The sequence below is a fragment of the Massilia sp. 01N417 genome (genome assembly GCF_056399645.1).
The window spans coordinates 103807-123501 of sequence record NZ_JBFTRS010000009.1; the positions used below are offsets into that span (position 1 = coordinate 103807).

General features: G+C 64.5%; 13 protein-coding genes and 2 tRNA genes. 8 read left to right on the plus strand and 7 right to left on the minus strand.

Features of this window, described 5'->3' with window-relative positions; all coding sequences use genetic code 11:
• The first annotated feature begins 207 nt into the window (after positions 1 to 207).
• Positions 208 to 1356 (plus strand): GGDEF domain-containing protein, encoded by a 1149-nt coding sequence (locus AC1DOQ_RS12040; protein WP_477363848.1) that lies wholly within the window; start codon positions 208 to 210, stop codon positions 1354 to 1356.
• A 73-nt stretch (positions 1357 to 1429) separates the two neighbouring features.
• On the opposite strand, the gene AC1DOQ_RS12045 is transcribed toward AC1DOQ_RS12040, so the two are convergent.
• Positions 1430 to 1506, minus strand: a tRNA-Asp gene (locus AC1DOQ_RS12045).
• Between the two features lie 44 nt (positions 1507 to 1550).
• A tRNA-Val gene (locus AC1DOQ_RS12050) sits at positions 1551 to 1626 on the minus strand.
• A 281-nt stretch (positions 1627 to 1907) separates the two neighbouring features.
• Here AC1DOQ_RS12050 and AC1DOQ_RS12055 point away from each other — a divergent pair.
• The 5 genes from AC1DOQ_RS12055 to AC1DOQ_RS12075 all read left to right on the plus strand — a co-directional run bounded on the left by AC1DOQ_RS12055 (position 1908) and on the right by AC1DOQ_RS12075 (position 10561).
• The gene (locus tag AC1DOQ_RS12055; protein ID WP_477363851.1) at positions 1908 to 4124 is read left to right on the plus strand and encodes a TonB-dependent receptor; all 2217 of its coding nucleotides are present in this window, start codon (positions 1908 to 1910) and stop codon (positions 4122 to 4124) included.
• Between the two features lie 444 nt (positions 4125 to 4568).
• On the plus strand, positions 4569 to 6404 hold the full coding sequence (locus AC1DOQ_RS12060; protein ID WP_477363854.1) for a S8 family peptidase: 1836 nt from the start codon (positions 4569 to 4571) through the stop codon (positions 6402 to 6404).
• Between the two features lie 189 nt (positions 6405 to 6593).
• Positions 6594 to 8390, plus strand: a complete 1797-nt coding sequence (locus AC1DOQ_RS12065) for a S8 family peptidase (RefSeq protein ID WP_477363857.1) — start codon at positions 6594 to 6596, stop codon at positions 8388 to 8390.
• 109 nt (positions 8391 to 8499) lie between these two features.
• Complete coding sequence (dinB, locus tag AC1DOQ_RS12070; RefSeq protein ID WP_477363860.1) at positions 8500 to 9576, plus strand: DNA polymerase IV; 1077 nt, start codon at positions 8500 to 8502, stop codon at positions 9574 to 9576.
• Positions 9577 to 9664: 88 nt separating this feature from the next.
• Positions 9665 to 10561, plus strand: coding sequence for a recombination-associated protein RdgC (locus AC1DOQ_RS12075; RefSeq protein ID WP_442121213.1), 897 nt, complete (start codon positions 9665 to 9667; stop codon positions 10559 to 10561).
• A 143-nt stretch (positions 10562 to 10704) separates the two neighbouring features.
• Here the strand turns inward: AC1DOQ_RS12075 and AC1DOQ_RS12080 are convergent, their stop codons facing one another.
• Together AC1DOQ_RS12080 and AC1DOQ_RS12085 are read right to left on the minus strand one after the other, a co-directional pair.
• Positions 10705 to 12327 (minus strand): catalase, encoded by a 1623-nt coding sequence (locus AC1DOQ_RS12080; protein WP_477363863.1) that lies wholly within the window; start codon positions 12325 to 12327, stop codon positions 10705 to 10707.
• Between the two features lie 86 nt (positions 12328 to 12413).
• On the minus strand, positions 12414 to 12905 hold the full coding sequence (locus AC1DOQ_RS12085) for an asparaginase domain-containing protein (protein WP_477363865.1): 492 nt from the start codon (positions 12903 to 12905) through the stop codon (positions 12414 to 12416).
• Between the two features lie 112 nt (positions 12906 to 13017).
• On the opposite strand from AC1DOQ_RS12085, the gene AC1DOQ_RS12090 reads away from it, so the two are divergent.
• Positions 13018 to 13776, plus strand: coding sequence for an L-asparaginase (locus tag AC1DOQ_RS12090; protein WP_477363868.1), 759 nt, complete (start codon positions 13018 to 13020; stop codon positions 13774 to 13776).
• On the opposite strand, the gene AC1DOQ_RS12095 is transcribed toward AC1DOQ_RS12090, so the two are convergent.
• Positions 13777 to 14766: a D-2-hydroxyacid dehydrogenase family protein gene (locus tag AC1DOQ_RS12095; RefSeq protein ID WP_477363871.1), complete on the minus strand. Its 990-nt coding sequence runs from the start codon at positions 14764 to 14766 to the stop codon at positions 13777 to 13779.
• Positions 14767 to 15159: 393 nt separating this feature from the next.
• Here AC1DOQ_RS12095 and AC1DOQ_RS12100 point away from each other — a divergent pair, with 393 nt between their 5' ends.
• A complete protein-coding gene (locus AC1DOQ_RS12100) occupies positions 15160 to 17010 on the plus strand; it encodes a phosphoenolpyruvate carboxykinase (GTP) (RefSeq protein ID WP_477363874.1) in 1851 nt (616 codons plus the stop codon).
• Positions 17011 to 17121: 111 nt separating this feature from the next.
• Here the strand turns inward: AC1DOQ_RS12100 and AC1DOQ_RS12105 are convergent, their stop codons facing one another.
• Both AC1DOQ_RS12105 and AC1DOQ_RS12110 read right to left on the minus strand, forming a co-directional pair.
• A complete protein-coding gene (locus AC1DOQ_RS12105) occupies positions 17122 to 18507 on the minus strand; it encodes a YfcC family protein (RefSeq protein WP_477363877.1) in 1386 nt (461 codons plus the stop codon).
• A 13-nt stretch (positions 18508 to 18520) separates the two neighbouring features.
• On the minus strand, positions 18521 to 19639 hold the full coding sequence (locus tag AC1DOQ_RS12110; RefSeq protein ID WP_477363880.1) for a succinylglutamate desuccinylase/aspartoacylase family protein: 1119 nt from the start codon (positions 19637 to 19639) through the stop codon (positions 18521 to 18523).
• Positions 19640 to 19695: the final 56 nt, after the last annotated feature.

Genomic DNA, 19695 nt, shown 5'->3' on the forward strand with positions numbered 1-19695 from the left:
TCAAGGGTAGTCATCGGCTGCTTGTCAATTATGCACGATTCAGTTGTGCCACGCAGCAATATCCCAACAGTGTGGCATATCTGGCATCAAACCGAGGATGCACTCGAATTGTGCGTGACCAAATGTTGAAACCGTGTAAGATAATTCTTTCGGGAAACAATTGTTGTAATAATTACAGCAAAGTCACGGCAGTCCCAGAGGTACATAGTGATCGATATTCAAACCTTCATGCTGGCGCTCGGTGTCGGCAATATCGCATTTGCCCTGCTGATGGCGGGTTATATGCGGGGGGCGGACAACAGCCCGGCGCTGGGCTGGTGGATGTGGGGGCGCCTGTCGATCGGCCTCGCCCAGCTCTGCTGGTGGATCGCGCCGCAGTTCGAGCCGGGCCTGATCGAGGCGCTGTCCGCCTGCGTCTGGCTGGCCGGGGTGGCGCTGGAAGTGGGCGCCAACTGCCTGTTCTTCGGCTTCAGGCGCTGGCACCAGTCCTTCTACCTGTTCGCGCTGCCCGGCTGGGTGGCGGTCGGCTATGCGGTGGCGACCGGGGCCTCGCGCCTGCAGCTCACCGAACTGATCTCCTTCATCATCGCCCTGTTCGTCTTCGGCGCGGCGGTGGTCCTGCTGCGTCCGCGCCAGGCGCCGTTGCTGCAGCGTCTCATCGGCGTCAACAACATCCTGTACGCGCTGGCGATCTGGACCTGGCTGGGCTTCGAGGGCGGCAATCCGGGAACGACGATGTCGCCGGTGATGGACGTGGCCTACCTGGCCAGCTACCTCTTGATGATCGTGAACGGCTTCGGTTTCCTGTTGCTGTGCAAGCAGAAGGACGATGCCCTGATGCGCAGCCTGGCCACCGTCGACGGCCTGACCGGCATGCTGAACCGCCGCGCCTTCTTCGAGCGCGCCGACAGTGCGCGCCTGCTGGCGCTGCGCCTGCGCAAGCCGATCACTCTCCTGATGCTCGACATCGATCACTTCAAGCAGCTCAACGACGGCTACGGCCATGCCTGCGGCGATCGCGCCCTGCAGGCATTCGCCGACACCGCGCGCGGCGTGCTGCGCGAGCACGACGTGATCGGCCGCCTGGGGGGCGAGGAATTCGCGCTGGTCCTGCCGGGCACCGCGCTCGAGGGCGCGCTCGAAGCGGCCGAACGCCTGCGTAGCGCGGTGGCCGAGGCGCCGGTGCTCGATTGCGCGCCCGGCTACCGCATGACGGTCAGCATCGGCGTGGTGACGATCGGCGCCGGCGAGGAGCTGACGGCGGCGCTGGCGCGTGCCGACCACGCGCTGTACGCGGCCAAGACCGGCGGACGCAACCGCGTCGAACTCGGCGCCCCGATGCTCAGGAGGGCATGAGGCGCAAGGCAGGGCAGGACGGGTCACAGAAACGAAAAAAGGCCCGATAAATCGGACCTTTTTTCTTTGATGCTGGCGGAGCGGACGGGGCTCGAACCCGCGACCCCCGGCGTGACAGGCCGGTATTCTAACCAACTGAACTACCGCTCCGTTTTTACTGATCTTTTCTCCGCTGTCGGCATCATCGGAAGATCTGGTGGGCGCTGAGAGGCTCGAACTCCCGACCTAATCCTTGTAAGGGATCCGCTCTACCAACTGAGCTAAGCGCCCGCAAACCGCTTCGATGTTGCCTTCGATGCTTGTCACCGCATCCGAAGAGGCCCGAATCATAGCGTATCCCTTCCGGGGCACGCAAGGGTTTACGGAAAAATAATTTGTTGTATGGCCGCCTATCCCCACGCTTATTTCTTGCATTTGCTTATACACATGCTCGACAATTGCGCGCTTACCAACTGGCAATATGAAGACGCCGATCACGGCGCGCCTTGCCGGGGGAAGAGGGGGCTGGGGGAGACATGCACACGTTTTTTTACCCTTCCTAGGAAATCGCAATGACCAAGATGTCCAAGATGCACAAGCGCGTCATCGCCGCCCACGGCGCGATGCTGGCGCTGTCCGCCATGGCGGCCGCCCCGGCCCTGGCCCAAGCTACATCGAGCAACGAGCTGCAGACCGTTACCGTGACGGCGCAGCGCCGCACCGAAAACATCAAGGAGGTGCCGGTTTCCGTCAGCGCCATCAAGGGTGAGAAACTGGACGTCATCGTCTCCGGTGGCGAAGACATCCGCGTGCTGGCCGGCAAGGTGCCGAGCCTGAACATCGAATCGTCGAACGGCCGCACCTTCCCGCGCTTCTACATCCGCGGCTATGGCAATACCGACTTCTCGCTGTTCGCGTCGCAGCCGGTGTCGCTGATCGTCGACGACATCGTGCAGGAAAACCCGATCCTGAAAGGCTTCCCGATCTTCGACGTGGCCGGCGTGGAAGTGCTGCGCGGTCCGCAGGGCACTTTGTTCGGCCGCAATACCCCGGCCGGCGTGGTCAAGTTCGAATCCGAAAAGCCGAACCTGAAGAAGGTCGAGGGCTACTACAACGCCTCGTGGGGCACGCATAACACCGTCAACCTGGAAGGCGCCGTCAACGTGCCGCTGTCGGACAAGTGGGCGATGCGCGTCTCGACCCTGCGCCAGCACCGCGACAACTACGTCGACAACTACAGCGACCTGGCCAAGACCAACAAGACCGGCGAACTCGACGGCTACAACGAACACGCCGAGCGCGTGCAGTTCCTGTACACCCCGGACAGCAGCTTCAGCGCCCTGTTCAACGTGCACCAGCGCACCACTGCCGGCAGCGCCCGCCTGTTCCGCGCCAACCTGATCAAGAAGGGCAGCAACGACATCGTCGACGGTTACGACCTGAACAGCATCGTCACCAACGCCCTGAACTTCCAGAACCTCAAGACCAACGGCGCCAACCTGCGCCTGTCGTGGGACCTGGGCCCGGTCAAGCTGTACTCGATCACCGGCTACGAAGGCGTGGGCCACTACAACAGCCGCGGCGACATCGACGGCGGCACCCCGGCCGGTCCCGGTTTCATTCCCTTCCAGGTACAGACCGCCAGCCGCCTGACCGACCTGACCCAGTACTCGCAGGAATTCCGTGTCGAGTCGAAGAACGCCGGCCCGATGAACTGGCAGGCCGGCCTGTACTACTTCGATGAAGACGCGACCGGCGGCAGCGACAACTTCGACAGCGTGACCCAGCAGCAGACGTCGCGCGTGGTCTCGAACCAGAAGAACAAGGCCTGGGCCGCCTTCGGTTCCGTGACCTATGCCGTCAACGACGCCTTCACCCTGCGCGGCGGCCTGCGCTACACCGACGACAAGAAGGACTTCGCCACGCTGGAGCACACCAACGTGACCCTGATCGGCCCGGCCGGCATCAGCGAGAGCAAGAGCAAGGTCAACTGGGACCTGTCGGGTACCTACAAGCTGAACCGCGAAGTGAACCTGTACGCCCGCATGGCGACCGGCTTCCGTGCGCCGAGTATCGCCGCCGCGTCGGCATCGGTGCCGGTGACCGTTGCCGATGCCGAGACCGTCACCTCGGTCGAAGGCGGCATCAAGGCCGACCTGTTCGAACGCCGCGCCCGCGTCAACTTCTCGCTGTACGATTTCGAGGTCAAGAACCAGCAGCTGACCGTGGTCGGCGGTAACTCCAACGTCACCAAGCTGATCAACGCCAAGAAGACCAAGGCCCAGGGCGCCGAGTTCGACTTCGAAGGCATCGTCAGCCCGTCGCTGCGCGTGACCGGCGGCGCCAGCTACAACTTCACCGAGATCCGCGACCCAAGCCTGTCGGTCAACAAGTGCGCCCAGTGCACCATCACCGACCCGGTCAACGCGGCCGGCCGCGTCGAGATCAACGGCAACCCGCTGCCGCAGGCGCCGAAATGGACCCTCAACGCCACCGCGCGCTACGGCATCCCGATGGGCGACGGCGAGTTCTTCGTCTACACCGACTGGTCCTATCGTACGAAGATTAACTTCTTCCTGTACGAAGCGAAGGAATTCAGCGGCAAGCCGCTGACCGAAGGCGGCCTGCGCGTGGGCTACAACTGGGCGGGCGGCAAGTATGAAGTGGCCGCCTTCGGCCGCAACATCCTCGACCAGCGCCGCATCACCGGTGCCATCGACTTCAACAACCTGACCGGCTTCACCAACGAGCCGCGCACCTACGGCGTCCAGTTCAAGGGCAACTTCTAAGTCCTGAACGGCTGTCCGGTCGAGCAAAAGGCCGCGAGCGATCGCGGCCTTTTTTACGTCTGGCGCATATGCATGTTCGTTAAGATTTATGCGTTATATCTGATATATATCAAGCCTATGTGTTAAATATTGTGATTGTCCAAGAATGATAATCTTCTTGTAATTTTGCGTTTTTTAGCAGGATCTTATTTTGTTGAGCCGATTTCCTGCCAAATAAAGTAGGTTTTTGCTACGGCATGTGGTTTTTCGTTGTAAAGATGCCGAAATCAATTGTGAAATTTCCACAAGGTTTCTTCCTTCGCGCTACTCTTCCGTGTCCGCTTTCAGACGGGCAATCGGTGTGCAGACATAGCGCCGACACAACTAGATCTCAGGCACTCAGTAGTTCATGACGTGCTTGCGGAAAATCAAAACTTTTGTGTTTTTCTATAAAAAGGAAGAAACATGAAGTCTCAGAAATCGATGTACCCGGCAGTCTTGAAACTGTGCGCAGTGGCCGTCCTCGGCCTCGGCGCAGGCTTTGTCCAGGCCGGCGTGCCGGCCACGGCAGTGACCGCATCCGCCGCGCAGGGTGTGGACGTCACCGCCGAGACCGACCGCCTGATCGTCAAGTACAAGGACGAGTCGGCGCCGGATGCCAAGAGCATCGCCAAGGGCCTGTCGCGGGCCGCCGCGGCGTCGCCGATGGCCGCTTCGCGCCTGGCTGTCCTCAACACGGTCGGCCGCAAGCTCGGCCTGACGATGAAGGAACTGCACAGCATCGGTACCGGCGCCCGCGTGATCCAGATGAACCGCAAGGTTTCGGTGGCCGAGGCCGTCAAGCTCGCGGCCGACCTGGCCGCCAGCGACGCCTCGATCGAGTACGCGGAACCGGACCGCATCATGAAGCCGATGTTCACGCCGAACGATCCCTACTTCAGCCAGCAGTGGGACTACACCGATACCATCGGCGGCATGCGCCTGCCGGCGGCCTGGGACAAGTCGACCGGCACCGGCATCCGCGTGGCCGTGATCGACACCGGCTACCGTCCGCACGTCGACCTGCAGGGCCAGATCCTGGCCGGCTACGACTTCATCGGCGACACCACGATCTCCAACGACGGCAACGGCCGCGACAGCGACGCCAGCGATCCGGGCGACTGGACCGCCGCCGGCCAGTGCGGCACCGGCCAGGCCGCCACCAACTCGAGCTGGCACGGCACCCACGTGGCGGGCACCATCGCCGCGCTCACCAACAACGGCATCGGCGTGGCCGGCGTCGCCTACGGCGCCAAGGTCGTGCCGGTGCGCGTGCTGGGCCAGTGCGGCGGCTACACCTCGGACATCGCCGACGGCATCATCTGGGCTTCCGGCGGCACCGTCTCGGGCGTGCCGGCGATCGCGGCGCGCGCGCAGGTGATCAATATGTCGCTGGGCGGCGGCGGCGCCTGCGACACCACCACCCAGAACGCGATCAACGGCGCCCGTTCGCGCGGCACCGTGGTCGTGGTCGCGGCCGGCAACGAGTCGCAGAACGTCAGCAACAGCAGCCCGGCCAACTGCTCGGGTGTGATCGCGGTGGCGGCCACCAACAAGTCGGGCGGCCGCGCGTCGTACTCGAACTACGGCACCCTGGTCGACGTGGCGGCGCCGGGCGGCGACAGCGGCGCGGCGATCCTGTCGACCCTGAACGCCGGCACCAAGAGCCCGGGCGCCGACAGCTACGCCGGCTACATGGGCACCTCGATGGCCACCCCGCACGTGGCCGGCGTGGTCGCGCTGATGCTGGCGGTGAACCCGAACCTGACCCCGGACGACGTCGAAGCCCGCCTGAAGTCGAGCGCGCGCGCCTTCCCGGCATCGTGCTCGGGCTGCGGCGCCGGCATCGTCGACGCCTCGGCGGCGGTCGATGCTGCCCTGGGCACCGGCGGCGGCACCACGATCTCGGAAACCGAGTCGAACAACACGATATCCACCGCGAACGCCGTGGCGACCTCGGGCACCACGGTCAACGGCACCATGGGCAGCACCAGCGACACCGACTACTTCGTGGTCCAGGTGCCGGCCGGCAAGACCCTGAGCGCGACCATGACGCCGAACTCGACCTCGGACTACGACCTGTACATCTACAACAGCGCCGGCACCCAGGTGACGTCCAGCACCAATGGCGCCGGTTCGATCGATTCGGCAAGTGTGATCAATAACGGCACCTCCACCGTGCCGGCTTATGTGCGCGTGGTGTACTACAGCGGCGGCACCGGTTCGACCAGCGGCAAATACACGCTGAAGCTGAGCTGGTAACCGAGCTGGTAATTGTCTGGAAAAGGAAAAGCTGATTGCCTGTAAAGGAAATGCCGTAGATCAATAAATTCCTTTAACAATCAATTACTTATCAAAAATTTTCCTGTGGTGAAAACCCCTAAAGCGGCCCCAAGCGGGCCGCTTTTCGTTAAGCTCGTCTGTTCGGTTTAACGAAAAGAGGAAGCAAGCATGTCGCATCACAAGATGTCTCCCGTGTTGAAACTCTGCGCCGCGGCCCTCGTCGCCTTCGGGTCGCTGGCTGCCAACGCCGCGCCGCAGGATGCGGCACAAACCAGGGTCATCACCCAGACCGACCGCCTGATCGTCCGCTACAAGGATGCGGTCGACAATTCCAAGGGCGCCATGCCCGCCCGCGCCCTGACGGCCGCGCGCCAGGCCCTGCTGGCCCGCTCCGGCCAGCAGCTCGGCGCCACCATGCGCGTGCTGCGCTCGACCGCCACCGGCGCCGACGTGATGCAGCTCAGCCGCACCATGTCGATGGACGAAGCCAGGGCCCTGGCCGCCGACCTGATGGCGCGCGACCCGGACGTCGAATACGCCGAACCCGACCGCATCATGCTGCCGCTGTTCGTGCCCAACGATCCGATGTACACCCAGCAGTGGGACCTGTACGAAGCCAAGGGTGGCATGAACGTGCCGGCCGCCTGGGACAAGTCGACCGGCGCCGGCATCAACGTGGCCGTGATCGATACCGGCTACCGTCCGCACGTCGACCTGCAGGGCCAGATCCTGCCAGGCTATGACTTCATCACCAGCGCCACCATCGCCGCCGACGGCAACGGCCGCGACAGCGACGCCAGCGACCCGGGCGACAACACCTATGCGGGCCAGTGCGGCACCGGCATCCCGGCGCAGGACGAAGCCTCGAGCTGGCACGGCACCCACGTGGCCGGCACCATCGCCGCCAAGGCCAACAACGGCGTCGGCGTGGCCGGCATCGCCTACGGCGCGAAGATCGTCCCGGCCCGCGTGCTGGGCAAGTGCGGCGGCTATACCTCGGACATCGCCGACGCCATCGTCTGGGCGTCCGGCGGCACCGTCACCGGCGTGCCCGCCAATGCCAACAAGGCGCGCGTGCTGAACCTGTCGCTGGGCGGCAGCGGCACCTGCGATACCACCACCCAGAACGCGATCAACAGCGCCCGTTCGCGCGGCGCCGTGGTCGTGGTCGCGGCCGGTAACTCGAACGCCAATGCCGCCAATTCGAACCCGGCCAACTGCGCGGGCGTGATCGCGGTGGCGGCGGTCGGCCGTACCGGCGGCAAGGCCTCCTACTCGAACTACGGCAGCGTGGTCGACGTGGCGGCACCGGGCGGCGACAGCGGCGCGGGCATCCTGTCGACCTGGAACGCCGGCACCAGCACCCCGGCCGGCGACAACTACGGCTACATGATGGGCACCTCGATGGCGACCCCGCACGTGGCCGCCGTGGCCGCCCTGATGCTGTCGAAGAACCCGAACCTGACGCCGGACGAAGTCGAGGCCAAGCTGAAGTCCAGCGCGCGCGCCTTCCCGGCGGCCTGCTCGGGCTGCGGCGCCGGCATCGTCGACGCCGCAGCGGCCGTGAACGCCGCGGCGGCCACCGCGACGGTCACGCCGCCGACGCAGAACGAGGTCGAGCCGAACAACACGATCACGGCCGCCAACGCGGTGAACGTCTCGGGTACCGTGGTCAAGGGCACGCTGTACGGCACGACCGACAACGACTACTTCGTGGTCCAGGTCCCGGCCGGCAAGACCCTGACCGCGACCCTGACCATGAACGCCGGCAGCGGCAGCACGGACTATGACCTGTACGCCTACAACAGCGCCGGCACCCAGCTGGCGATGAGCACCAACGGCGCGGGCGTGGCGGACGCGGTGTCGGTCGCCAACGCCACCACGGCGACCTCGCCGCGTTACATCCGCGTGCGCTACCACGCCGGTACGTATGGCGCGTCGTACTCGCTGAAGTTCACCTGGTAAGCGGCTGGACAAGTAGTGAGCGAAGGGCGCGCGACGCAGGTTGCGCGCCCTTTTTGCTTGCACTCTTGCATCATTCCCGCTTTCCCCTGATACTGTATGCAATTACAGTATGAACATCCCCCTCCGCAAAATCATCCACTGCGATTGCGACTGTTTCTACGCGTCCGTCGAGATGCGGGACGACCCGTCGCTGCGCGGCCGGCCGCTGGCGGTCGGGGGCCGGCCGGACCAGCGTGGCGTGGTCGCCACCTGCAACTACGAGGCGCGCCGCTACGGCATCCATTCGGCGATGGCGACCGCCCAGGCAATGAAGCTGTGCCCGGAGCTGCTCCTGATCCCGCCGAACATGGAAAAGTACCGGATCGCATCAACCCAGATCATGGACATCTACCGCGACTACACCGAGCTGGTGGAGCCGCTGTCGCTGGACGAGGCCTACCTGGACGTGACTGCGTCACCGCACTGCAAGGGCAGCGCGACCCTGATCGCGCAGGAGATCCGCCGGCGCATCTTCGAGACCGTGGGCATCACCGCCTCGGCCGGGGTGGCGCCGAACAAGTTCGTGGCCAAGATCGCCAGCGACTGGAACAAGCCGGACGGCCTGTTCCTGGTCCGGCCGGAGGAGATCGATGAGTTCGTGGCGGCGCTGCCGGTGAAGAAGCTGCATGGCGTCGGCAAGGTCACGGCGGCCAAGATGAACAGCCTGGGCGTGCAGACCTGCGCCGACCTGCGCGGCTGGAGCATGGCGAAGCTGCAGGAACATTTCGGCTCCTTCGGCGCCCGCCTGCACGACCTGTGCCGCGGCATCGATTACCGCGAGGTGAATCCGGTACGCGAGCGCAAGTCGATCAGTACCGAGGAAACCTATACGCCGGACGTGCCGGACCTGGACGCCTGCCTGGCCCTGCTGCCGGAATTGATGGAGCACCTGCAGGGCCGCATCAAGCGCAACAATGCCGAAAAATTCATCAACAAGCTGTTTGTGAAAATCAAGTTCAACGACTTCCAGCAGACCACGGTCGAGTGCGTCGGCTATGCGCCGCACCTGGCGATCTATGCCCACCTGATGGAAACCGGCTGGCTGCGCGCCAGCCGTCCGGTGCGCCTGCTGGGCGTGGGCGTGCGGCTGGCGGACAGCGAACAGGTCGAGCAGCTGAGCTTGTTTGACGAACGCGCAACACATTAAAAAAGGCCGCGCTGCCGGCTGAAATTTGCCACCCGGCAGCGTGTAGAATGTCGTTCCCCTGGAAATAAAGAGATAACTGAAAGCAACTATGTGGTTCAAGAATCTTCAGATTTACCGCCTGCCCGCACCGTGGGCATACACCGCCGAACAAATGGAAGAGGCGCTGCAGTCGCAGGCGTTCACGCCGGCCAGCAGCAATGAACTGCTGCGCCAGGGCTGGGATTCGCCGCGCGGCAACGGCAAGCTGGTCCACGAAGTGAACAAGCAGATGCTGATGATGCTGGGCACGGAAAAGAAACTGCTGCCGGGCTCGGTCATCAACCAGGTCGCCAAGGCTAGGGCCGCCGAGCTGGAAGAGCAGCAGGGCTTCCCGCCGGGCAAGAAGGCAATGAAGGAACTGAAGGAGCGCGTGGCCGATGAACTGCTGCCGCGCGCATTCTCGATCCGCAGCAATGTCTGGACCTGGATCGACCCGGTCAACGGCTGGCTGGTGGTCGATGCCGCCAGCCCGTCGAAGGCCGACGACGTCATCAAGCTGCTGCTGAAGGCGGTCGACAAGATGCCGCTGGAATCGCTGCGCGTGCAGCGCTCGCCGGTGGCCGTGATGACCGGCTGGCTGGAATCGGACGAAGCCCCGTACAACTTCACCATCGACCAGGACACCGAATTGCGCGCCACCGGCGAAAGCAAGGCCGCGGTGCGCTACGTGAAGCACTCGCTGGACCCGGAAGACATCCGCCGCCACATCGCCGCCGGCAAGCAGTGCACCCGCCTGGCCATGACCTGGAACAGCCGCGTCTCCTTCGTGCTGACCGAACAGCTGGCAATCAAGGGCGTCAAGCCGCTCGACGTGATCAAGGAAAACGAAACCATCACCTATAGCGATGACGAGCGTTTCGACAACGATATCATGCTGATGACCGGTGAGCTGTCGAAGCTGATGGCGGATCTGGTGGAAGCCCTCGGCGGCGAAGCCAAGGCCTGACCCACTAACTCGTCGTTCCCGCACCACCACGTCGTTCCCGCGAAGGCGGGAACCCAAGTTCGTCGCGAACACGTAGCGTGTATAGCTGAGGCTACGTCTATGCCAAGTAAACTTGGGTCCCCGCCTTCGCGGGGACGACGAGATTATTTCGTCGCCACTTCCTCCGAAGTCGCCGGCTCCATCCTCCCCGCCGATCCCATCTCCGCCTGCCCGCTGGTATACGTCGCCGCGCCGCGGTTCTGATGCGGCGCCGGCTTGCCCGGCAGCGGCGGCAGGGCCTTCGCCTTTTCCAGGTCGATGCCGGCCACCTGCGCCACGCGGCGGCCGTAGTCCTCGTCGCAGTGCCACAGGTGCCAGACCATGCGCAGCTGTATGACTTCAGGACATTTTTTCAGATCGCCGCCGACGTTGTTGACCAGGTCGTCGCGTTCCCAGTCCTGGAAGGACCGGTAGCGCTCGCCCGCCTGCTTGTAGTCGGAGGCGGTGTTCATGGTCTGGTAGCGGCCCAGGTGGCCCTGCACGTACTGGTGATAGTCCTTCTGCGGCTGCGGTGCTTCCTGCAGGCCGCCCAGCAGGCTGGGCTCGTAGTTGATGTGCTTTTCTTCTCCGCCGCCGTCGACGTGGAAGGCCATCTGGCCGTCGCGCTGGTTGGTGCGGGCGCCTGCCTTTTCCTGGGGCGCATTGATCGGCAGCTGCAGGTAGTTGGGGCCGACGCGGTAGCGCTGGGTGTCGGAGTAGGACAGGGTGCGGCCCTGCAGCATCTTGTCGTCCGAGAAGTCGACGCCGTCGACCAGCACGCCGGTGCCGAAGGCCGATTGCTCGGTTTCGGCAAACACATTGTCCGGATTTTTATTCAATACCATGCGCCCCAGCGGCAGCAGCGGGAACTGGTCTTCCGGCCAGCGCTTGGTGTCGTCCAGCGGATCGAAGTCGAGTTCGGGATGCTCGCCGTCGGACATGATCTGCACGCAGAATTCCCACTCCGGAAACTCGCCGCGCTCGATCGCCTCGTACAGGTCGCGGGTGGCGTGGCTGGTATCGTGGCCCTGGATCTCGGCGGCTTGCTGGCTCGTGAGGTTGCGCACGCCCTGTTTCGGTTGCCAGTGGAATTTCACGAGGTGGGCGATGCCCTGGTCGTTCACCAGCTTATAGGTGTTCACGCCCGAGCCTTCCATCTCGCGGTAGTTGGCCGGTATGCCCCATGGGCTCTTGACCCAGGTAACCATGTGCAGGGCTTCCGGATGGCTGCAGATGAAGTCGTAGAAGCGCCACGGCTCCTGCTGGTTGGTGACGGGGTCGGGCTTGAAAGCGTGGATCATGTCCGGGAACTTGATCGCATCGCGGATGAAGAAGACCTTCAGGTTATTGCCGACCAGGTCCCAGTTGCCGTCGACGGTCTTGAGCTTGACGGCGAAGCCGCGCGGGTCGCGCGCCGTCTCCGGCGATTCCTTGCCGCCGATGACGGTCGAGAAACGCACGAACACCGGGGTCTGCACGCCGGTTTCGTTGAGGACGCGGGCGCGGGTGTACTTGCTGGCCGGCTCGTCGCCGATCTTGCCGTAGGCTTCGAAATAACCGTGGGCGCCGGTGCCGCGCGCATGCACCACGCGTTCGGGAATACGTTCGCGGTCGAAGTGGGTGATCTTCTCGATGAACTGGTAGTTTTCCAGCGTGGCCGGGCCGCGCTCGCCGACCGAGCGCAGGGACTGGTTGTCGCGGACGGGATGACCCTGGCGGGTCGTCAAAGTCGGGCGCTGCTCGTTCATTGCTTCCTCCTGCGTTCGTGGAAGAAGCATTGTAAAAATGGAGCAAAACGCGCAGCGCCCGATAGCCGTCCAGCAATGCTGTCGTGTCAGCGCGCCTCGAACACGCCGGCGGCGCGGTTCTTGGTGACCTTGTCCCAGGTGAAAATGGTGCCGTTCATCGCCACGTACACGCCCGGCGGCAGCGTTTGCGCCACGCCGCAGGCGAAGCCGAAGTTGAACAGCGCGTCTGAGTTCGCGATCTCGTAGGGGATCATGGCGCCGGTGAAGACGATGGTCTTGTCGCTGGTGCCCGCGGCGGCGCCCAGCACCTCGGCGGTTTCGCGCATGGTATCGGTGCCGTGCACGATCACGATCGCTTTCTCGCTGGCGGCCTGGCAGGCGGCCAGGACTTTCTGGCGGTCGGCGTCCTGCATGTCGAGCGAGTCGAGCAGGGAAACCACTTCGAGCGCGGCCGGAATGGTGATGCGCGCGCGCTTGATAACCTCAGGCAAGTGGCTGTCGGAAAAGCCCAGAACGCCGTTGAGTTCGTTGTAGTGTTTATCGAAAGTGCCGCCGGTGGCGATGATCCGCAAAGTCATGATGATGGTTTGGAAACGCAGAAAAATAAGGTGCTTATGATAGCCGCAAACGGGTATGTATCCGCATGTGACTGCGCTAGAATCGTCCGGATCGGATGAGTACACTGATCACATGAAACCCGTCGCTCCAGGCACTGTCATCTTCCATCGCCATCGCGGTTACGGCGTGATTACCCACGTCAACCTGCTGACCGGCTGGATCTCCGCGCGCTTCGGCAACGAAGCGCGCACGCTCGACCTCAACCTCTCCACCGACGAAGTGCAGCACGCCGATGGCGAGGCCATCCTGTTCCGTCGCTCGCCGCCGGACCGCATGCCGCACGCACGCCTGATGGCGATGGTGCGCGAGCTGCACAAGGCCGGCTACGAAAAGCTCTACCTGCATTCCTGGCCGAAGCCGTCGGGCCTGCACTGGCGCTGGCATTTGTTCGCCGGCCAGCGCGACTGGATGCAGCGGCCCTGGCGTGAAGGCTGGTACGGTTCGGGCGACGTGTATAACGGCAATCCGGTGATGGGCTGGGGCGATGCGCCCGGCGCCAGCACGGACGAGCTGATCCACGCGCTGGCGAAGTTCGACCCCGAAGGACTGGCGCGCGCGCTGGGGCGCGACGAAGACCACACCGCCTGGTTCGCCGGCGTCTGCGAGGCCTTGCTGCCGGGCTATATGTACAGCTTCGACATGGCGCCCCAGCCCAAGGGCGGTGGCCTGGTCGAGATGCCGCCGGTGCCCGTGGTGCCGGTACGCGCCGGCCTGCCGGCCTACGATGGTCCCGTCATCGAGTGGCCGCCGGGCTGGGCCGGTTTGTGGACGCGCCGGCATGAGATGCCGATGCGTAAGCCCAATTTCACCGGCGAGCCGGAGTTGCGTTGATCATTTTCCGACGGCGTCCGGGTTCAAAATATTCGTCGGCCCGCCGTTCGCGAAATTGACCACGTTCTCGAACGCCACCCGGAAATACAGCTCGTAGCTGTCCTTCTCCACATAGCCCAGGTGCGGCGTCGCCAGCACGGTCGGGATCTTCAGCAGCGGCGACTCGGCCGGCAGCGGCTCGTCGGTGAACACGTCCAGCGCCGCATAGCCCGGGCGGCCGCGCTGCAGCGCGTCTTCCAGCGCATTCTCTTCCACCAGCTCGGCGCGGCTGGTATTCACGAACAGGGCATCGCGCTTCATGCGCGCCAGGTCGTCCCGGGTGACGATGCCGCGCGTGGCGGCGTTCAGGCGCAGGTGCAGGCTCAGCACGTCGGCCTGCTCGAAGAAGGCTTCGCGCGAGGGCGCCGCCTGGAAGCCGTCGCCGACTGCCGCCGCGCGGCTGGTCTCGCTACCCCACACCAGGACCTGCATGCCGAAGGCCTTGGCGTAGCCGGCCACCATGCGTCCGATCTTGCCGTAGCCCCAGATCGCCAGGGTGCGTCCCTTCAGCGTCCGCCCCAGGCCGTTCAGCTCCGGATTGCTTGATGCCGTCTGCCACAGGCCTTGCTTCAGGTTGTTGGCGTAGGGGACGATCTTGCGGCTCGCCGCCATGATCAGCGCCCAGGTCAGCTCGGCCGGCGCGACCGGCGAGCCGATGCCTTCCGCGATCGCAATGCCGTGCTCGGTCGCGGCCGCCACGTCGACGTGGCCCGCCAGCTTGCCGGTCTGCGACAGCAGCTTCAGGTTCGGCAGCTTGGCCAGCAGGGCGCGCGGAAAGGCGGTGCGTTCGCGGATCAGGACCAGGGCGTCGAAGGGCGCCAGGCGGATCGCCAGCTGGCCCAGGCCGCGGCTCGAATTGGTGAACACCTTGACCTCGTGTCCGTCCAACAGCTTGAAGCAATCGAGATGCCGGACGGCGTCCTGGTAATCGTCAAGGATGGCTATTTTCATAATGTTTTCTGTAAATTTCGTACGGGTAAGTAATGAAATAACGCGGATTCAAAAGATGGGGAATAACCTACTACATTAGTCAACCAAATTTCCTACATTTTTGTTATTGAAGCATTTGAAACGCATTTGTGCGGGTGTAGAATCGACCAGAAATAAAGGCCGACGATGTCTGATTGACATGTTTTGAGACATCGATCGAGGCCAGCAGCCGACACGACCGCCGCATCACGTTACCCCGGCGCCGATCCATTGCCAAATGGATTCTTGAGCGCGGGCCTGGTACCGGATCCCTGACGGACGGACCCTCGATGACACCGTTGCCAGCCGCGGCCCTGCGACGCGAAGCCGGTTTTTCGAGGCCCCAAGAATTCTTTATTGGCATTGGAGGTACCTATGAATCAGCCCGTAATGGGCGGCGTCGCCGCTTTGAACGTCCCAGCTTACATCAAGCACAACAAACTCATCAATTGGGTGGCCGAGATCGCGGCCCTGACCAAGCCGGACGCCATCTACTGGTGCGACGGTTCCCGCGAAGAGTACGACCGCCTGTGCGCCCTGATGGTCGAAGCCGGCACGATGAAGCGCCTGAATCCGGAAAAGCGTCCGAATTCCTACCTCGCATGCTCGGACCCGAGCGACGTCGCGCGCGTCGAGGACCGCACCTTCATCTGCTCCGCAACCAAGGAGCAGGCCGGCCCGACCAATAACTGGACCGACCCGAACGAGATGCGCCAGACCCTGAACGGCCTGTTCGACGGCTGCATGGCCGGCCGCACCATGTACGTGGTGCCGTTCTCGATGGGCCCGCTGGGCTCGCCGATCGCCCACATCGGCGTCGAACTGTCCGACTCGCCGTACGTGGCCGTCAACATGCGCATCATGACCCGCATGGGCAAGGCCGTGTACGACGTGCTGGGCGAGAACGGCGACTTCGTGCCCTGCGTGCACAGCGTCGGCATGCCGCTTGCCGCTGGCCAGCAGGACGTGCGCTGGCCGTGCAACGCCACCAAGTACATCGTCCACTATCCGGAAACCCGCGAGATCTGGTCCTTCGGCTCCGGCTACGGCGGCAACGCGCTGCTGGGCAAGAAGTGCTTCGCGCTGCGCATCGCGTCCAACATGGGTTACCAGGAAGCCCAGCAGGGCGGCACCGGCTGGCTGGCCGAGCACATGCTGATCCTGGGCGTCGAATCGCCCCAGGGCGACAAGAAATACGTGGCCGCCGCCTTCCCCTCGGCCTGCGGCAAGACCAACTTCGCGATGCTGATCCCACCGGCCGGCTTCGAAGGCTGGAAGGTCACCACCATCGGCGACGACATCGCCTGGATCAAGCCGGGCGCCGACGGCAAGCTGGTCGCGATCAACCCGGAAGCCGGCTACTTCGGCGTCGCCCCGGGCACCAACGAGAAGACCAACCCCAACTGCATGGCCTCGCTGCGCGAGAACGTCATCTTCACCAACGTCGCCCTGACCGATGACGGCGACGTCTGGTGGGAAGGCATGACCAAGGAAGCTCCGGCGCACCTGATCGACTGGCAGGGCAAGGACTGGACCCCGGCGTCCGGCACCAAGGCCGCCCACCCGAACGCGCGCTTCACCGTGGCCGCGACCCAGAACCCGGTGATCGATCCGGCCTGGGACGATCCGGCCGGCGTGCCGATCTCGGCCTTCATCTTCGGCGGCCGCCGCTCGACCACGGTGCCGCTGGTGACCGAGGCCCGCAACTGGACCGAAGGCGTGTACATGGCCGCGACCATGGGCTCGGAAACCACCGCCGCCGCCGCCGGCCAGATGGGCGTGGTGCGCCGCGATCCGTATGCGATGCTGCCCTTCATCGGCTACAACATGAGCGACTACTTCCAGCACTGGCTGGACCTGGGCAAGAAAATTTCGGCGCAGCCGAAGATCTTCTGCGTCAACTGGTTCCGCACCGACGAGAAGGGCAACTTCGTGTGGCCGGGCTACGGCGACAATATGCGCGTGCTGAAGTGGATCCTCGAGCGCACCGAAGGCAAGCAGGGCGGCGTCGAGCACATGTTCGGCACCTCGCCGTCGTACGGCGACCTGAACTGGACCGGCATCGACTTCACCGAAGCGCAGTTCCAGCAGATCACCTCGATCGACAAGGACGCCTGGCGCGAGGAACTGAAGCTGCACAGCGAGTTGTTCGACAAGCTGGCTTACCGCCTGCCGCAGGAACTGGTGGCGACCAAGCAGCAACTGGAGCAGCGCCTGGGCGCATAAGCAAGGCTTGGCGGGGAGACGACGGCCGGTTCACCGAAACCGGCCGCACAAAACGAAAAAAGGGACAGGCGAGCGCCTGTCCCTTTTTTCATGCGCGATTGCGCAAGCCGCTCAGCTCCACCCCATCAGGCAGGGCGGCACCAGCAGCAGCAGCGCCAGCACCAGGTAGATCAGCTGCAGYGGGATCATCCACTTGGCCCAGGTCAGCCAGGGCACGCGCGCCAGCGCCAGCACGCCGACCGTGATGCCGGAGGTCGGGATCATCGGCGTCGACAGCTCCCCCAGCTGGAAGGCCAGGATCGCGGTCTGGCGCGACACGCCGACCAGGTCCGCCAGCGGCGCCATGATCGGCATCGTCAGCGCGGCCTGGCCGGTGCCCGAGTGGATGAAGAAGTTGATCACCGACTGGATCAGGTACATCTTCTGCGCCGCGAACACCGGGTGGCTCGACTGCACCAGCGGCATCAGGCCGTGCAGCATGGTGTCGATGATGTGGGCGTCGCGGGCGATGATCATGGTGGCGCGCGCGATCGCGATCACCAGCGCCGTCGGCGCCAGGTCTTTGGCGCCCTGCATGAAGGCCGCGACCCAGCTGTCGGCTTTGATGCGGCCGACCAGGCCGACGACGATCGCCATCGCCAGGAACAGGGCCGCGATCTCATCGATGAACCAGTCGTATTTCACCACCCCGATCACCATGGTACCGAGCGAGAGCGCGAAGATCGCCAGCACCGCCGCATGGCGGCCCATCATCCGGTCGTCGGACGATACGGCCACCGGATGCTCGAGGCGCTTCGTCTGGTCCAGCACGAAGGTCGGGCTCAGCGACGGATTGCGTTTCACGCGCGCGGCGTACCACATCAGGAAGGCGATCGTGACGAACGTGGCGGCCGCCCACACGATCAGGCGGTAGCCCATCCCCGAGAACACCGGCACGCCGGCGATACCTTGCGCGATGCCGACGTTGAAGGGATTCAGGAAGGCGGCGCCGAAGCCGACCTGGGAGCCGAGGAAGGGGATCGAGACGCCGGTCACGGTGTCGTAGCCCAGCGCCAGCGCCAGCGGCACGAAAATGAGCACGAAGGGGATCACTTCCTCGTTCATGCCGAAGGTGGCGCCGCCCAGCGAGAACAGGGTGACGAACACCGGGATGATGGTCGCGCGCACCAGTGCCGAGTGTTCGTGGGCCCGTGCGATCGAACGGATCGCGGTGTCGATCGCTTCCGTCTTCTGCACCACCGCGAAGGCGCCGCCGACGATCAGCACGAAACCGATGATCTGCGCCGCTTCGACGAAGCCCTTGATCGGCGCCTTCATCAGCGCCACCAGGCCCTGCGGGGCGCTGGCCACGTAATGGAAGGTGTCCGGGTCGACCAGCTGCTTGCCGTTGACCAGGTGGGTCTCGTACTTCCCGCCGGGGACGAACCAGGTCGCCAGCGCGATCAGGGCAAGGATCGCGAACAGCAGCACGAAGGTATTGGGCATTCGAAGGCGCATGCTTATTGAATCCTCATTGACTCAGCAGGGAACCGGAACGGAAGGGGGTACTGCCCGCGATCTTACAGATGTGCATGCCGCGCAGCAGGTGGCGATGGGCGGTCGAGGCGAACAGCAGGCCGCCTTGGTGCGCGTGCACGGTCGCGGTGACGCCGGTGACCGGATTGACGATGTCGGCGACGGCTTCGCCGGCGCCGACCTGTTCTCCCAGCGCTTTCAGGAGCACCAGCACGCCCGACTGCGGCGCATCCAGGCGCTCGACGGCCGTCAAGGGCGTCGGCGCGCACAGCGGCGCGGGCAGGGGCCCCTGCGGAATGTCGAGCAGGCCTTCGCGCGCCAGGTACTGCAGCAGCGCCTGCGCGTCCTGCTGCGCGTAGTCGTAGCGTACTTCCATCTCGCCGCGCAGTTCGACCGTGATCGCGGCGCAGGCCGGCGGAATGGGCGTATCCGGACCGAAGTGCGCGGCCAGGTCCCACCATAGCCGGCTGCAGGCTTCGTCGAAAGGATCGCCGCCGGACGCATCGGACAGCAACAGGACGCGCGCGCCGAGCAGCGCCGCCAGCGGCTCGACCCGCCCGGCCAGCGCGCTGCCGGTGTAGACGTGCAGGACGGCTTCGTTATCGCAGTGCAGATCGAGCACGATGTCGGCGTCGATCGCCATCCCCAGCAGGGTTTTCTTGAGGACCTCGGTATGGTCGGCCGGTTCCCAGCGGGCGACGGCGGCGCGCGCCTCACTGCGGACCAGGGCGACGTTGGCCTGCGCATCGGCGCCGAGCCGTCCCGCCAGCCTTGCCTTCAGTTCGTCGGCCACGTGGCGAAAGGCGCGATTGAAGTTGACGCCGGTGCCGAGGTCGAAGCGGCCGAAGGGCATGCCGTGCACCATTTGCGACAGGCCGACCGGATTCGCGGCCGGCACCAGCACGATCTCGCCGCGCACCCGGCCTTCGGCATCCAGCCGGTCCAGCTCGCGCTTCAGGAAGTGCGCCACCAGCATCGCCGGTACTTCGTCCGCATGCAGCGCGGCCTGGATATAGGCCTTCTTGCCGCTGCCCGGGCTGCCGTAGTGGCAGGAAGCGAGCTGGTAGCTGGCGACGCCTGGTTCGGTCGCGATCGGGTGGGTCTGTGCATGCATATGCGGTCTCCTCGGCCTGGTCGGCTGCCCGGCCGATTATGTATGAATTTTTACAC

Excerpts from the sequence above, each read along its gene's own strand:
- AC1DOQ_RS12055 (WP_477363851.1), top strand. The coding sequence starts at position 1,908 with ATGACCAAGATGTCCAAGATGCACAAGCGCGTCATCGCCGCCCACGGC.
- AC1DOQ_RS12060 (WP_477363854.1), top strand. The coding sequence starts at position 4,569 with ATGAAGTCTCAGAAATCGATGTACCCGGCAGTCTTGAAACTGTGCGCA.
- AC1DOQ_RS12065 (WP_477363857.1), top strand. The coding sequence starts at position 6,594 with ATGTCGCATCACAAGATGTCTCCCGTGTTGAAACTCTGCGCCGCGGCC.
- dinB (WP_477363860.1), top strand. The coding sequence starts at position 8,500 with ATGAACATCCCCCTCCGCAAAATCATCCACTGCGATTGCGACTGTTTC.
- AC1DOQ_RS12075 (WP_442121213.1), top strand. The coding sequence starts at position 9,665 with ATGTGGTTCAAGAATCTTCAGATTTACCGCCTGCCCGCACCGTGGGCA.
- AC1DOQ_RS12080 (WP_477363863.1), bottom strand. The coding sequence starts at position 12,327 with ATGAACGAGCAGCGCCCGACTTTGACGACCCGCCAGGGTCATCCCGTC.
- AC1DOQ_RS12085 (WP_477363865.1), bottom strand. The coding sequence starts at position 12,905 with ATGACTTTGCGGATCATCGCCACCGGCGGCACTTTCGATAAACACTAC.
- AC1DOQ_RS12090 (WP_477363868.1), top strand. The coding sequence starts at position 13,018 with ATGAAACCCGTCGCTCCAGGCACTGTCATCTTCCATCGCCATCGCGGT.
- AC1DOQ_RS12095 (WP_477363871.1), bottom strand. The coding sequence starts at position 14,766 with ATGAAAATAGCCATCCTTGACGATTACCAGGACGCCGTCCGGCATCTC.
- AC1DOQ_RS12100 (WP_477363874.1), top strand. The coding sequence starts at position 15,160 with ATGAATCAGCCCGTAATGGGCGGCGTCGCCGCTTTGAACGTCCCAGCT.
- AC1DOQ_RS12110 (WP_477363880.1), bottom strand. The coding sequence starts at position 19,639 with ATGCATGCACAGACCCACCCGATCGCGACCGAACCAGGCGTCGCCAGC.